Below are 15914 nucleotides of genomic sequence, written 5' to 3' on the forward strand. Positions count from 1 at the left end.
TAATATCAATTACAATAACATATACAATTATTATATAGGCTTAGTTTTAATTTTAGAACTATATAAAATTTATTATAAAATCCATTTTTTTTAATACTCGATTAATAATAAAAAGGTAAAAAAATATGACTTTTATTAATATTAATGACAACACATTAAATTTTAATATTGAAGGTAATGGTTTTCCAGTAGTTTTAATTCATGGCTTTTCAGATGATTTAAATTACTGGAACTTTCTCTCAAATGAATTAAAAAAACATTTTACCGTAATAACACTTGATTTAAGAGGGCATGGAAAAACACCCCTTGGAGACAAACCTATTACAATTGAATTGCTTGGAGATGATGTTTACAAACTATTGGAAAAATTATACATAGACAAGTGCCATGTTATAGGATTTTCTCTTGGAGGCAATGTTGCTCTTGAATTAGCTTTAAACCATCCAAAAACTGTTAAAACACTTACTTTAATATCCAGCTATGCTCAAGCTGATGAAAATCTAAAAGAATGTTTTAAAGGATTCAATAAAGAATTAAAAAAATCTTTTAAGAATTACTTTGATGAGATAATACCATATATTTTACCTGAAGACTTATGTGAATCAAATAAAGAAGAATTTGAAAAGATTATTGAAAGTAAAGAAAAAACATGTAAATTAGATGATTTAAGAGAAGTTTTACATGCAGGTAAAAATTTCAATAGACTTAATGAATTGTCTAAAATTAATTGCAGAACCCTAATTATTGCATCTGAAGATGATGAGTTAACATTATGTGATTTATCTAAAAAAATGCATGAACAAATTCCAAATTCACAATTAGAACTTTTAGACTATGTTAAACATAATGTATTCATTGGAGAAAATATTCCTAAATTAAATAAGTTAATTCTTGAATTTTTAAGAAATAAGTAGATAATACTCTCCATCTTCTTTTTCAATACGTTTTAGAAGTCCTTTATTTTCAAGAGATAAAATAATATGATACATTCTAAAATTAGATAGTTTCAAATCACCATATAATAAATTACCTTCTAAAATATAACGTGAAACTAAATTATTATCATCAACTAATTCTTTAATTAAATTGTAAGACTCTTTCTCTTTTAAATTAAGTTCAATAGCTTCAACATCTTTTTTAGAGTTAACGGCATTAATTTCTTTTTCAGAATCAGTTAATAAAACAACATCATTATCAAATTGAATTAAATCTTTATCAGAAAGAGTATTTAATATCTGAATCAAATCATATTCATGAAAATCCACTTCTTTTCTAATTAATTCAATGGGAATACCATCGGAATATTCCTTAATAAAAATTTTAATCTGATTTAAAACAACTTCTTCTTTTTTTGTAATAGTAATCATACAAATCAATTAATAAATCTAGAAATTATTGTTTTTAAAATTTTTGAATGAAAAATAAATTATATCACATTAACTTGTAAGTAAAAAACAAAATAAAAATCTTAAATTCAGAGAAATTTAACAGAAAAAAACAGAATATTATGAAAAAAATAAGTAAGAAATGATAAGTTATTTACCATTTCCTGCCATTGGAACACCAGTTAAAATTGATGCTTCCATTGTTAATGCTCTTAAACTTTGTTTTTCAAGTTTATTAATATGTGTGTTACCAGCTTGTTGAACAAGCATACATGCCTCATCAGTCATTGCATTAATATAATTAGCTACATTTTTACCCATTTCTTTATAATCAAGTCTATGTCTTAAGGATAAATCCTGAGTAGCTATTCCTTTACGGCATGTACCAGTATAACACATTTGACAAACTCTACAACCAATAGAAATCAATGCTGCAGTAGCAATGTAAACTGCATCAGCACCAAGAGCAAGAGCCTTAGCTAAATCTGCACCAGAACGAATACCTCCTGCTGCAACTAAACTAACTTTGTCTCTTAATTTAACTTCTTTAAGTGCTTCATCAGCTTCTACAATTGCAGCTAATGAAGGAACACCAGAATGCTCCATAATTACATCAGGTCCTGCTCCAGTACCTCCCTGCATACCATCAACAACAATAATATCTGCTCCACCTTTAGCAGCAATCTTTACATCACTAGCTACTTTACCTGAAGCAAATTTAACAATAATTGGTACTTTCCAGTCGGTGATTTCTCTTAATTGTGAAATTTTCATACTTAAATCCTCAGGACCTACAATATCCATGTGTCTAGCTGGAGATAATGCATCAGATCCTTCAGGAATTCTTCTAATTCTTGATACCTCAGCAGTTACTTTTTCACCAAGTAAATGACCACCCATACCTGATTTTGCACCTTGCCCTATCTTAATTTCAACTGCATCACCTTTATTAAGGTAATCGGCAGATACTCCGAATCTTCCAGATGCATATTGTGCAATAAGTTTATCAGCTAGTTCACGTTCTTCAGGAAGCATTCCTCCTTCCCCAGTGTTTGTAACAGTTCCTGCAAGTGATGAACCAATAGCTAATGCCATTTTTGCTTCTTTACTTAATGCACCAAAAGACATTGCCCCAATCATTACAGGGGTTTTTAGTTTTAATGGGTTTTCTGCATATCTGTCCCCTAAAATAACATCTGTTCCACAAGGTTCCCTATATTTATCAAGAGGAGGTCTTGAAACTTGTGCAGGTATTACAACCAAATCATCAAAGTCTGGAATTTTTCTTAAAGCACCAGTACTTCTAATTTTATAGGATGCACTTTGTGATTTTCTTGTAATTTCCACAATGTCTGGAAATCCCCATGCTTCTCTTGCATCTTCTGGAATAGCATTAACTTCAATAGCTCTGCTAGGACACATTTCTAAACAAATCCTACAACCAACACATTTTTCTTGGTTTAATGGATATGGATCTCCTTGAATAATTTCATAAACACCATGAGGACAGTTATTATAACATGAAAAACATTTTCCACAGATTTTTTCATCCCTATCATCACATAGATACCAACAACAGCCCGGCCTGTCAAAATTTTTTTTACATAAATCTGGATTTCTCACAACTCTATATGGCATACTCTACCCTCCTCTTAATTTAGTGACCATAAAACGGCCTTTTACTTTCAGGAACTACTTTTTTAAAATCATCATATTCACTTTCATCTAAATCAAAGTCATAGCTGGATAATGTATCTTTAAGTTCTTTTTTATCTTCAGCAGTGATTTCACCGATTTTAGCATTGTATCCTAAGCTACTAATTTCACCTTTTACATAAATTTCTCCACGAATAATGGATTCAGCTAAATCTTCACCTACATCACCTAAAATGATGATTCTACCACCCATCATAAAGATACCAGTCATAAATCCGGAATTGCCTCCAATGATGATAGTTCCATTTTTCATGATTTCTCCAGTTCTTGAACCTACAGATTTGCGAACAACAACAGTTCCTCCATAAATTCCCTGACCTGCACCGTCTCCAGCACTTCCTTCAACAATAACTTCACCATCAGTTAAGTTATCTCCAACGAACCATCCTGCATTACCATTGATTTTGATTTTAGTTCCATCACACATGGTTCCAGCAAAGTATCCAACAGATCCGTCAAGTTCTATTTCTGTTTCATCAACAACTCCAGCAACTAGATAATGCATTGCATTAGGATTTCTTATAATAATTTTATCATAGCTAGATGCATATTGTTTAATTTGTGAATTTAATTCACGAGGTGTTAAGGAAGCTGCATCTAACTCTTTAATTTTAATATCACTCATCTAATCACCTAAATCTCATAAACCATTACTTCCCCTGGAGAAATTTGCTCAATATTATGTGTATCAACTACTTCCCTTAATGAGACTTCTTCAGAAGCAATAGCAAAAATATCATCAGTTTCAGCCATTACACCAGGACGTAATCCTAATTTATCTTTTGCAATACCAATACCTTTTGGAGTAGCTATAATATATGAAAATGGACCATCCATATCTTCAACAGACTGTTCTAAAGCCTCTTCTAAAGAATAACCACTGTCTAATTTATCTGCAATATAATGAACTAAACATTCAGTATCATTAAATGTTTCAAAAATATGTCCTTTTCTTTCCAATGGATCTCTTACTTTCCAATAATTAGTGATTTGACCATTATGAACTACAGAAACATCTTTAACAATGTAAGTTTGGAAAGGATGTGCATGATATCTATCTACACCACTTTCTGTTGAAAATCTTGTATGGCCAATAGCATGAGTTCCTTTTATATCTCTTACATTATATCTATCAGCTATTTCTAAAACAGAACCTACATCTTTAACCATTTCAAAATCTTGACTTCCATTAAGAACAATTACATCATCAATTGTATCTACTTGAGAAATAAGAGGCTTAAGAGATGAAAATTCATCTAATTCTATTTTACATTTGTAAATAAAGGAATCACCTACAGATGGAATGATCTCATCTTTTTTTATAGGAGTTACCATGTTGATTGCATCTTGAACTGTTTCAAGTAACCTATTTTGTTCTTTAACTTGAATTTTTAAGATGTATTCATTTTCTTTAAGCCCAGTTCCACCATAAATTGCATAACCTGCTGAGTCAGGACCTCTATGTTGAAGTTGATGCAACATATTTGTCATATCATATCCAGCATTATGCAGATTTTTGTCTTTATATACAATTCCTGCTATACCACACAATCTAAAATCTCCTGTATAAAGTATTCGTGGATACGTGTGTCATCAGTTAATTCTGGATGAAATGCGATAGCTATATTATGATCTTGTTTAATAGCTACAACTTTTCCATCTAATTCTGATAAAACTTGAATATTATCTTTTGATTTGTCATAATCTTTAACTGCAGGAGCTCTAATGAAAACTCCTAAGTAATCTTCATCTAAAAAAGACAACATACTCTCAAATGAGTCTTTTTGTCTACCAAAAGCATTTCTTTCAACATCAATATCCATAAGTCCTATTAATGGTTGGTCAAAATCGGTTTTTTTAGCAAGCAATACCATTCCTGCACATGTACCAAATACAGGAATATTATTTTCTTTAATAACTGTATCTATTCCTCTTCTTTGGATAATTTTACCAATTACAGTGCTTTCGCCACCGGAAATAATAATTCCATCACATTTAGCCACTTCATCTGCATATCTAACAGATTCAACTTTTGCTTCAATGTTCATGTTTTCAACAGCAGTTTTAGTGATATCATAATGTTCACTAACAGCACCTTGTACATTTAATATACCTATTTTTATCATAAAAATCCCAAATGTTAAAATATATTTAATTTAAAAGAATAGTTTTTAATTTAAACTCTATTAATTAAAGCTATTAAATACTCACTATTATATAATTATTTTTTCATAGTATATAAATATAATGGAAGTATACTTCCGACTATGAAAATTTTCTGAAAAATAATATCATATTAAGAATAAAAATAAATAATGTTCAAAAAAATGAGAAAAAAAGGTGAAAAATATGAAAAAAATAAAAATAGAAATAAAAAATGAAACTAAAAAATTATAATTTAATTTGCATTTTTAATATTTTGTATTGCGTTTTTAGCTCCTGCTTTTACAAAACCACTTTCATCATCAAGTAATTTTTCAAGAGGTTCAATAGCTTTTTCATCTTTTAAATTACCTAAAGCCCAAGCAGCCGCACCTCTTACTTTCCAGTCATCATCATCTAAAATGTTAATTAATGGATCAACAGCATCTTGACCAAAGCGAGCTAAAGCAGTGGATGCTTCCCTTCTAACTAATTTATTATGATCCCTTAAAGTATTGATTAATGGTTCAATAGCTGCACTGTTTCCAATAAAACCTAAAATTTTAGCAGCATTTAAACGTATATTTTTGTTCCTATTGGATAAAGCTTCAACTAATGCATCAAAAGATTCTTCAGCTTTCATTTCTAATAATCCAACTGCTTCTTCAACTACAAAATCATCTTTATCTCCTAAATCTTTAACCAACTCATTGATACTTTTTTCCATTATTAATGCCTCCTATAAATATAAAATAATATAAATCTAAAACATTAAATTATTAATTACATAATATTATAAAGTAATTCATATAAAAATATTTCGGTATTATACGAACATTATTATAAAAATTATCTAAGTGAAAAAATGTACAATATAAATTTAATAAGTGGAGACGGAATTGGAAGAGAAGTAATGGATGCAGGAGAATACCTCCTAGATAAAATTGATTTAGAATTCTCTTTTACTTATGGTCATGCAGGATATCACTGTTTTAAGAAAACTGGAACAACACTTCCTGAAGAAACTGTAAAAAAAGCAAAGAAATCTGATGCAATTTTGTTTGGAGCCATCACCAGTACTCCAGGACAACCAAGTCCAATAATAAACTTAAGACAAAAACTTGATATGTATGCAAACTTAAGACCAATAAAATCTTATGAAGGTGTAAACTGCCTTTATGATGATATCGATATTCTAATTGTACGTGAAAACACAGAAGGACTTTATTCACAAGTAGAATACGAAGAAGATGACAAAGTAATAGCTGAAAGAAGAATCACAAAAGAAGCTAGTGAGAAAATATCCAAAATAGCTTTTGAACAGTGCCAAAAACTAAATAAAAATAAGGTAACCTGTGTTCATAAAAGCAATGTATTAAAAAAGACTGACGGCGTTTTTAAAGATGCATTCTACAAAATAGGAGAACAATATCCTCAAATAGAAAAAAATGATTACTATGTAGATGCAGCAGCAATGTATCTTGTAACAAATCCTCAAAGATATGATGTTATTGTATCAACCAACCTATTTGGAGATATACTTTCCGATGAAGGAGCAGGACTTGTTGGAGGATTAGGGCTTGCACCTTCTGGAAATATTGGGGACAAATATGGATTATTCGAACCAGTTCATGGATCTGCTCCAGATATAACTGGTAAAAACATAGCAAATCCAGCATCTATGATTCTTTCAATAGCTATGATGTTAAATTACCTCGATGAGGAAGAATATGCCAAGAAGATAAATGATGCAACTGAAGCAGTATTAAAAGAAGGTAAAATAGTAACTCCTGATTTAGGTGGACAGGCTACAACAATGGAAATGACAAAAGAAATAACTAGGAAGATATTAGAAGGAGATAACTAAATGCTTAATATAACTACCTTCCTAGATGCAAACTCACTTAGATTAGATAAAAATGTTCTTTATGCACCAGATACAGGGGTTAAATATAATTCCTGCGAAATTCTCTCAATTGTTTCAGAGCTTGGAAGAATTTTAAAAAACAAAGGAATCGAAAAAGGAGATAGAGTACTAATATACTTAAATAACTCTCCAGAATATCTTTTCTCATTATTTGCAATATGGAGGATAGGTGCAGTAGCTATTCCAACAAATCGTATATATACCGCTAGTGAACTAGATTACATGATTACAGACTCTGATGCTAAGTTAATTATAACAGACCATGAAGCAGAAGACATTATAGAAGAATTAGATGTGGATGCATATATTCCTGAAAATATCGATGAATATAAAACATCTAAAATCCTACCTCCAGAACCAACAGACTGGGATGATTTATGCCAGCTCCAATACACTTCTGGAACAACAGGAAAACCAAAAGGTTCAATGTTAACTCATGGAAACTACTTTACAGCTATTCATAATGAATGTGATGTTTTAACACTAAAACAAGATGATGTCTTTTTAGGAATTTATCCAATGGCTCATGTAGGCTTATCCTGGGCAATAGCTGCCCTAAGATCAGCTGCACTTTACATTATGATGAGCCAGTACAATCTTAAAGATTATCTTAAGTTATGTAGGGAAAACAAGGTTACAGTACTTACTGCAATGCCACCAGTTATACATTCAATAACAACTCTTGAAAATGATGTAAAAGAAGAGCTTGGAAGTGTTCGTGAAATTATAAGTGGTGGAGGACCATTACATAGAAAAATATGGAAATTATTCCACAAAACTTATGGGATTCCAATTATCAATGCTTATGGACTATCTGAAACAATAGTTATTGGAACTGGAACAGCAATCCGACCAGAAGACTACAGAACAGCAGATAGATATGAAAGTGTAGGTCATCCAGTTTGTTTTTCACAGATTAAAATCGTTGATGAAGAAGACTGCACCAAAGAGTTAGGAAAATATGAAAATGGAGAAATAGCTCTTAGAGGTCCCGCTATTGCAAAAGGTTATTGGAAAAAACCACAAGCAACAAAAGAAACATTCCTTGAAGATGGATGGTTTTTAACTGGAGATATTGGATACCTTGATGAAGATAACCGTTTATTCATTACAGACCGTAAAAAAGATATGATTGTAATGAGTGGATGGAAAATTTACCCAACAGAAGTTGAAGAAATATTGATCAAACATCCTTCAGTTGATGAAATAGCTATTTTCAGTATTGAAGACTGTCACAAAGGTGAAATACCAGTAGCTGCAGTGATATGGAAAAATTCTCCTGATGAAGAAGGTTTACTTAATTATGCAAGAGAAAAACTCTCTAGATATAAAGTTCCAAGAAAAATATTCACCGTTGATGAACTTCCAAGAGTGAATGGCTGGAAATTACTTAGAAGAAAATTAAGAGAACAATATAGTTAATATTAACTATTTAACTTTTCAGTATAGTTACATCCCTTATTAGAACAACTATAACCATCACCATTCCTATTTAAGTGGACGATTCCATTTTTACACTTAGGACATAACTTATAGGAATCCTTTTCATAATATTTGGTAAAAGAACCTGTTTTCCAACCACACCGATTAGAGCAATTGAATGTATAATATTCCCCATTATTAGCTCTTCTTTTATTAATGACAATTTTCCCATAAGAATGTGGATTTTCTTTACACCTTGGACAGTCAATATTTGTTTCATATATTTTTTCTTCATTCTTTTTAGTAGGATATTTATCTAACTGAGGTTTCCAAAAATCCTTTTTAGAACCATTATTTTTAGTTGAATTGCTGCTATTTTGAGCATTACTTTTAATTAACATATTTTTATCTTTTTTAGAATTAATAATAAATTCTTCTAAATTTGGAGTTTCATCTACCAGATATTTAGTACCTTCTAACTCTGAAATAAAAGTAGAAGCATTACCATAATCAGATATCAAATAACATCTATTTTTAGTCCTTGTTAACGCTACATAAAATAATCTACGTTCTTCTGCATAAATATGCTCTTCTTTTTTCGGTGTTATGAATGATAACACAGAATCCTCTTCAATTTTGTTTGGAAAAGCTTTTACATCATCTTTAAGATCTAAAATAATAACATTTTCTGCTTCAAGTCCTTTAGCAGCATGTACTGTGAAAAATTGTATTTTTAAATCAGCCCTTTTTAGATAATGTATTATATATTTATTATCGGCAATTTGACCATTAGAGTTCATAATAGATTCAACTTCAAATTCAACCATTCTTTTAACAAAATCACAACTATGTTTATATCTCCCTAAAACCATGATTTCATTAGAAAATTCACTAATTTTATCAACATAATATTTAAAAGCATCACGTATATTGATTTTTGGTTTATTTTTAATATTAGATTTATCTTCATATTTTAAAGGTGAATTTAAATATACAATCCTTAAAGGACCATTAACATCCGTTGTTTTAGAGTTTAGCATTTTATCTGATTGCAAACTATTCTTCTTAATAAACTTAGATGAAACATCAATTAATGACTGAGGATTTCTGTAATTGTTTTCAAGAAGTACAGTTTCTAAACCATATTCCTCTTCAGCAAATTTATCTGACAGATTAACTTCTGAGCCAGCATAACGAAAAATAGACTGCCAATCATCTTCAACTAACATTATATTGCACTTTTTATTATGAAAAGCAGTTAACAAATCAAAAATAATCGGATTAGCATCCTGAAACTCATCAATAATTACATAATCATAATCACAACAACATTCATTGTTCACTTTTTTAGTGGCTTCAACAATACCATCCTGAAAATCAATACCTTTACTTTCAATTGAATCTTTAAAATAAAAATCTTTCATTGATTCATAATATGAATAAAAATCTTCCATTATCTCTAAAAATAAAATAAATCTATTTCTTTGAAAATTATTTTCACTTTTAGCATCCACTTCTTTAAAAAATTTTGAGAAATCAGTTTTAACAAAACCTCTAGATTTAAATATTGATAAAAAATTACTAACTAAATCATTAAACAATTTAAACTTATAATATGATTTACTATTTTCTAGCAATTCATTAAAAATCTTATCATAATCCTGTTTAATCTCAACACCTTTCTCTTTAAGTTTGGCTTCGAGTTTACTAACTAATATATTATCCCTAACATAATAAGAAAATGTTTCAATATATGAAATATCATACTCTTTAAAGAGATCCAATTTCCATTTTCTTTCATTTATATAATCGTTTTCGTGAGATTCATTTAACCAAGGAGCTCTATAATCTCCATCTAATCCAAAATGCTCTAAATAAATATCATAATCCGGTAAATAAAAATCTGGATGATATGCTTTACTATTGTCAAATTTATTCCTGTCAGGAGTTATATTTTTCTCTTTTTCAATTTTAGAAAAAGGAAATACTGGTTCATATTTATATCTTATTTGATGAATATACAAATAATTAGCAATTATTAATTCACCTAAACTTTTAACTTCTTCAGCCTTATTAAAAGTGTTATAACTATTTTTCCTATAATCTGAAAAATATAATGATTTGAGTGTCTTAATTTTTTCACCCAAATTATCATTAGCATCATTTTCTAATCTAACATCAATTGGAGGTTCTCTTAAATAATAAGAAAAATATTCAACTAATTTTTTAATTTTACTTTTATCATTTTTTAGTATATCCTCTACATAGTGATTAAAAATAAAATTAATAGATTTATTAAAATATCTGCTAAATCCTGCAACTGTCTTTGCAAATTTATGAATTGTAGAAATAAAGACTCCATCATTTCCAATTCTTCTTTTTAAATTATCAACTGCATCATTAGTATAAGAAATACATACAATTTTTTCAGGTGGGACTTTCTTAATATCAATTAAATATTTAACTTTAGCTACAATAGTAGAAGTTTTACCAGAACCTGCACCTGCAATTACCCTCAAAACATTAGGACTTCTAATAACTGCTTCTCTTTGTTCATCATTTAATCCCATTTCATCAAAATAACCCTTATTATTCCATAATTCATTTTGAACATAATTATTATTCCATTCCTTAAAGAATTTATCAAAATTTAGTAGTTTATAAAAATAAAAAGGATCTTTATCATCCTGAATAAAACCTTCACTATCTAAAATATTTCTAATAGAAGAAATTTTTGAAAATAAAGCATCATGTTCCTTTTTAAACTTATTTTGTTTATCATAATCAAAATAAAAACTAGGTTCATCACAATTGACTAAATCATAAACCATAGAAATACTTTTCAAGATTTCCTCTTTATTTAAATTAAGTTTATCTGAAATAATATTTATTAAATCATCTTTAACCTTATTAATTTTATTAATTTCATCTACAAATAGATCAAAAGAATAATCACTGCAAAAAGTATAATATGCCAAATAAAACTTATCTTTAGGAAAAACTAAGTCATTATTATCTAATTCAATATTAATTAAATTAGATTTAATGATAAACCATTTAAACTCAGTTTTAATTTCTTTTTTTTCATCTTGAGATAAAACTTTAGAAAAAGAGTTTAAATAATTATTAATTTCTGTTCTTGAAAAAAAATTACTAATAAAATCAGATAAATATTCTTTATTAATTTTTTTAATGTTAAAATAAAGACCTTCATATTCTTTTATAAATTTAAAATTATCTTCAGATAGCTTTTCAGTTCCAGTTGCATTATTTAAAAGTATTTTAAAATAAGACTGTGTAAACTCTTTTTTAAAGTAATCGATCTTAATGCTATCAAAATAAGAAGATTTCCTAAAATCATCCCACTTTTCAATAGAGACTTCTTTTAAAAGAAATGTATTTAGTTTACTTCTATAAGAATCATATGTTTGAACAAATTCATTTAACTTTGATATATTCTCTTTTTGACTTAAAGTCCCATAATAATTAGCTAAACTCAATATTTCTTTAACATCATAATACAACTCTGAAACATCAATTTTTAACCCGTATTTAAGTTTATCAATAAGTTCATTATTTTTAAATATATATCCAGTGTCATCTAAAGGTTCTTTTAATTCTTTGGAATATTTATGATAAGACTCCTGAAAAAAGATATTGTTATTAACTTTGAAAATGAAGTCATTGACTTTTTTTCTATTAAAATTTATAAGATTAATTAAAATTTTTGTTATTATTAACCTATTTAAGAAATCTTTTACTTCACCAATAAAATCTTGTATATCTTTTAAATCCTTATTTTCATTTTCTTTAATCCAATTTAGATAATCAAAAGCTTTTTCTTCACATTTTTTAGTAATTTGATTCTTTCTATAAAAATTATTTACAGAATCGTATAAATAATCCAAGATTTCTGATTTAGAGTTAAACTCTTTAGAAGTACATTTATGTAATTTATTTTCTTTAAAAAAAATTTTAAATTTCAAAGAGTTATTACATCCACAGAAATCTCTTGATAAATCGTTGAATTCTTTTTTACAAACTGGACAAACTTTTTTAATAGAACACAAACTATCCAAGGACAATCTCCCCTAATTTAGATAACAATACTATTATTATATCATAAACACATATTTAAAACAATACTATTAAGGGAAAAGAATAAACAAGAGATAATAAAAAAAGAAAAAAAGAGGAACTGATTTACTTGTGAATCATAGTTCCTATACCGTTTTTAGTAAATATTTCAAGTAAAATAGAATGTTTTTTACGTCCGTCAATAATGTGACAGGATTCTACTCCACCTTCAATAGCTTTAACACAAGTTTCTATTTTTGGAATCATTCCACCACTGATAACACCATCTTCTATTAACTGTGGAACTTCATCAATTTTTATTCTTTGTATTAGACTATCTGGATCTGAAGGATCTCTTAAAACACCCGGAACATCAGTTAAAATAATTAATTTTTCAGCATTAATAGCACTAGCTATTTCACCAGCTGCAGTATCTGCATTTAAATTTAAGCTTGTTCCATCTTCAGCAATACCTACAGGAGCAATTACTGGAATATAATCATTACTTGTAAACATTTCTAATAAATCAGTATTTACACAATTAATTTCACCAACAAGTCCTAAATCTATCTCTTCTTCAACTCCTGTTTCATCATTCCTAACTTTGTGAGCTGGTTTTTTATGAGCATAGATTAATTGACTGTCTTTACCAGATACTCCAATACCTTTACCATCATGATAACAGATTTGAGATACAATATTAGTACTTATTTTACCAACTAATACCATTTTAATAATTTCCATGGTTTCTTCATCAGTAACTCTTAGTCCTTTAATAAATTTAGGTTCTTTACCTAATTTATCCATGGATCTGGAAATTTCAGGCCCTCCTCCATGAACAACAAGAGGTTGCATACCTACATATTTTAAAAGAACTGTGTCTCTAGCTGTTGAAGCCATAGCATCATCATCAATCATTGCATGGCCACCATACTTAATCATAATCTTTTTATCATGAAACTTTTTAATGTAAGGTAATGCTTCAATTAAAATATTAACATCTTTCATGTAATCACGTAATTAAACTAACTATATACAATTTGATTTTAATCATTTATATAATATAAGGTCATAAATTAAGGGTTCACAGTAGATAGTTATATCTCATTTAAAAACAAAAATAAAATTATAATTTATATAAGAGGGTATTATGGCAAATAAAAATATTGAGTTAATGAGAGGAAATCCTGAAACGGCTGTTAGAAAACTAGCTATTCCAGTAATGATATCTATGCTTTTAACAGCATCCTACAACATCATTGATGGAATATGGATTACAGGACTTGGTGAAGCAGCTATTGCAGGTATTGGATTTGTAACACCTATATTTATGATTTTAAATGGTGTAAGTGTTGGTCTTGGAAGTGGAGCAACAAGCAGCATAAGTCGTTTTGTTGGAGCTCATGACAAAAATAGAGCCTCTGATTCAGCAGCACACTCAATCATAATCCTGTTTATAACATCAATCATTTTAACTTTAATATTTTTAGTGATTCAGGAACCATTACTTAGAATTTACGGAGCATCAGGAACTGCACTGGAAGAAGCATTATCTTACAGTACTCCCCTATTTTTAGGTTTGATTGGAATTATGTTTGCAAATGGTGCTAGTGGAATTCTTCGTGGAGAAGGAGATATGAAACGTGCAATGTATGCAGTTGTTGTTTCTGTTATTCTAAATGCAATCTTAGATCCGATATTTATTTACACATTTGGTTTAGGAGCAGCTGGTGCAGCTATTGCAACTGTTTTAAGCTCTTTAATATCAGCTATTGTAATTCTTTACTGGTTACTTGTTAAAAAAGACACTTATGTTGATATAAACTTAAGAAAATTTAAATTCAACTCAAAAATAACTAAAAACATATTAAAAGTAGGAATTCCAGCTTCCCTAGATATGTTTATCATGTCAATAGCCGTAGCATTGTATTTAATTTTCATTACAATCATTAGTGGAGATTATGGAGTTGCAGCTTATACTTCAGGCCAAAGGATTTATTTATTTGCAATTATGCCTTTAACAGCTATTGGAACTGCTGTAGTTGCTGTTTGTGGAAGTGCATTTGGAGCTGAAAATGGAGATTATCTATCAAGAGCACATAAATATGGTGCAAAATTTGGAATTCTATTTGGGCTAGCTGTTACAATTATTGTAGTGCTATTTGCAACACCAATTGCTTCAATATTTGCATATACTCCTGAAACAAGCCATTTAGTTTCTGGAATTGCATTATTCTTACAATTTGCATTTTTATCAATTCCACTTACAGGTGCTGGAATGGCATCTTCTTTCTTATATCAAGGAATCGGAAGAGGAGTTACAAGTCTCTTTTTCACAATATTTAGAGAGGTTATCTGTACAGTAATCCTAACTTATCTATTTGGAATTGTCCTTGAATGGGGATTAATTGGAATATGGATAGGATTAGCAGTTGGTAGATCAATTGCAAGTATTGTTAACTATATCTACGGTAGACACACAATTAAACAAATTAGAACAAAATTAGGAACTTAAATATTTAATTAAAAAATGTAATAAAGTATAAAACTAAGAAATGACTATTAATATTAAGTTTACATTCTAGGAAGTGGTTTCGATTATAGAATACATAACCAACATTGTAAATATGTTTTTCATGAATTATGGTGCATTAGGTGTGTTTATAGGTACAGTCATTGAAGAAATTATAGCACCTATTCCATCAACTGTTGTTATATTGGCTAGTAGTTTCTTTATGTTGCATTCTTTACCAATAAGTATTGAATCTGTTGGTTCTTTAGTTCTTTATATTGGACTTCCAGTAGGTTTCGGAATGGTTATTGGTTCTTCTGTAATATATGGATTATGTTATTATCTTGGAAAACCATTTGTTAGTAAATGGGGAAAATATCTAGGTCTTAAATGGGATGATATTGAAAAATTCAATAGAAAAATATCAAATCAAAAAAGAGATTCATTAGCCATCTATATCGCAAGAACCGCTCCTGTAATTCCAAGTGTAGCTATTAGTGGATTCTGTGGTGTTGTAAGATATGATTTTAAAAAATATGTTGTTTTAACATTCTTCGGAGGATTCAGCAGAGCATTAATATTAGGATTTATTGGATGGCAATTTGGTGCTTATTCCCAAGATATCTCAGCACACATGGATAACTTGGAAAACATCATAATAATTCTAGTTGTAATAGCTGTTATAGCTTACATTGGATATAAAAAAGTTTATAAAAAAAGAAATAAGGAATAA

The 15914-nt window shown here is 28.9% G+C and carries 13 protein-coding genes; 5 read left to right on the forward strand and 8 right to left on the reverse strand.

Translation table 11 applies throughout. From position 1 onward, the window contains the following. The first annotated feature begins 125 nt into the window (after nucleotides 1-125). On the forward strand, nucleotides 126-914 hold the full coding sequence (locus MBBWO_RS01495) for an alpha/beta fold hydrolase (protein WP_116669124.1): 789 nt from the start codon (nucleotides 126-128) through the stop codon (nucleotides 912-914). Here the strand turns inward: MBBWO_RS01495 and MBBWO_RS01500 are convergent. From MBBWO_RS01500 to MBBWO_RS01525, 6 genes are all read right to left on the reverse strand, one after another. Next, on the reverse strand, nucleotides 900-1367 hold the full coding sequence (locus MBBWO_RS01500; protein ID WP_116669125.1) for a hypothetical protein: 468 nt from the start codon (nucleotides 1365-1367) through the stop codon (nucleotides 900-902). The two genes, MBBWO_RS01495 and MBBWO_RS01500, sit on opposite strands and share 15 nt — an antisense overlap. A gap of 168 nt (nucleotides 1368-1535) precedes the next feature. Further along, nucleotides 1536-3023, reverse strand: a complete 1488-nt coding sequence (locus tag MBBWO_RS01505) for a glutamate synthase-related protein (RefSeq protein ID WP_116669126.1) — start codon at nucleotides 3021-3023, stop codon at nucleotides 1536-1538. A 19-nt stretch (nucleotides 3024-3042) separates the two neighbouring features. Next, nucleotides 3043-3717, reverse strand: coding sequence for a GltB/FmdC/FwdC-like GXGXG domain-containing protein (locus tag MBBWO_RS01510; protein ID WP_116669288.1), 675 nt, complete (start codon nucleotides 3715-3717; stop codon nucleotides 3043-3045). 17 nt (nucleotides 3718-3734) lie between these two features. Then, nucleotides 3735-4652, reverse strand: a complete 918-nt coding sequence (locus MBBWO_RS01515) for a class II glutamine amidotransferase domain-containing protein (protein ID WP_116669127.1) — start codon at nucleotides 4650-4652, stop codon at nucleotides 3735-3737. Next, the gene (pdxT, locus tag MBBWO_RS01520; protein WP_116669128.1) at nucleotides 4640-5227 is read right to left on the reverse strand and encodes a pyridoxal 5'-phosphate synthase glutaminase subunit PdxT; all 588 of its coding nucleotides are present in this window, start codon (nucleotides 5225-5227) and stop codon (nucleotides 4640-4642) included. Before pdxT ends, MBBWO_RS01515 begins: the two co-directional genes overlap by 13 nt. Nucleotides 5228-5499: 272 nt before the next feature. Continuing rightward, a complete protein-coding gene (locus MBBWO_RS01525; RefSeq protein ID WP_116669129.1) occupies nucleotides 5500-5970 on the reverse strand; it encodes a HEAT repeat domain-containing protein in 471 nt (156 codons plus the stop codon). 138 nt (nucleotides 5971-6108) lie between these two features. On the opposite strand from MBBWO_RS01525, the gene aksF reads away from it, so the two are divergent. Together aksF and MBBWO_RS01535 are read left to right on the forward strand one after the other, a co-directional pair. Continuing rightward, nucleotides 6109-7110, forward strand: coding sequence for a homoisocitrate dehydrogenase (aksF, locus tag MBBWO_RS01530; protein WP_116669130.1), 1002 nt, complete (start codon nucleotides 6109-6111; stop codon nucleotides 7108-7110). Further along, nucleotides 7111-8592, forward strand: a complete 1482-nt coding sequence (locus MBBWO_RS01535; protein ID WP_116669131.1) for a class I adenylate-forming enzyme family protein — start codon at nucleotides 7111-7113, stop codon at nucleotides 8590-8592. 2 nt (nucleotides 8593-8594) lie between these two features. Here MBBWO_RS01535 and MBBWO_RS01540 read toward each other — a convergent pair whose 3' ends face one another. Together MBBWO_RS01540 and argB are read right to left on the reverse strand one after the other, a co-directional pair. Continuing rightward, nucleotides 8595-12671 carry a UvrD-helicase domain-containing protein gene (locus tag MBBWO_RS01540; protein ID WP_116669132.1) on the reverse strand — a complete coding sequence of 1359 codons (4077 nt, stop codon included), beginning with the start codon at nucleotides 12669-12671 and terminating at the stop codon, nucleotides 8595-8597. 124 nt (nucleotides 12672-12795) lie between these two features. After that, the gene (gene argB / locus MBBWO_RS01545) at nucleotides 12796-13677 is read right to left on the reverse strand and encodes an acetylglutamate kinase (RefSeq protein ID WP_116669133.1); all 882 of its coding nucleotides are present in this window, start codon (nucleotides 13675-13677) and stop codon (nucleotides 12796-12798) included. Nucleotides 13678-13819: 142 nt separating this feature from the next. Between argB and MBBWO_RS01550 the strand changes: the two genes are divergently transcribed. Continuing rightward, nucleotides 13820-15184, forward strand: a complete 1365-nt coding sequence (locus tag MBBWO_RS01550; protein WP_116669134.1) for an MATE family efflux transporter — start codon at nucleotides 13820-13822, stop codon at nucleotides 15182-15184. Between the two features lie 121 nt (nucleotides 15185-15305). Beyond that, nucleotides 15306-15914 carry a DedA family protein gene (locus MBBWO_RS01555; RefSeq protein WP_165807911.1) on the forward strand — a complete coding sequence of 203 codons (609 nt, stop codon included), beginning with the start codon at nucleotides 15306-15308 and terminating at the stop codon, nucleotides 15912-15914.

The sequence above is a fragment of the Methanobrevibacter woesei genome (assembly GCF_003111605.1).
GTDB lineage: Archaea > Methanobacteriota > Methanobacteria > Methanobacteriales > Methanobacteriaceae > Methanocatella > Methanocatella woesei.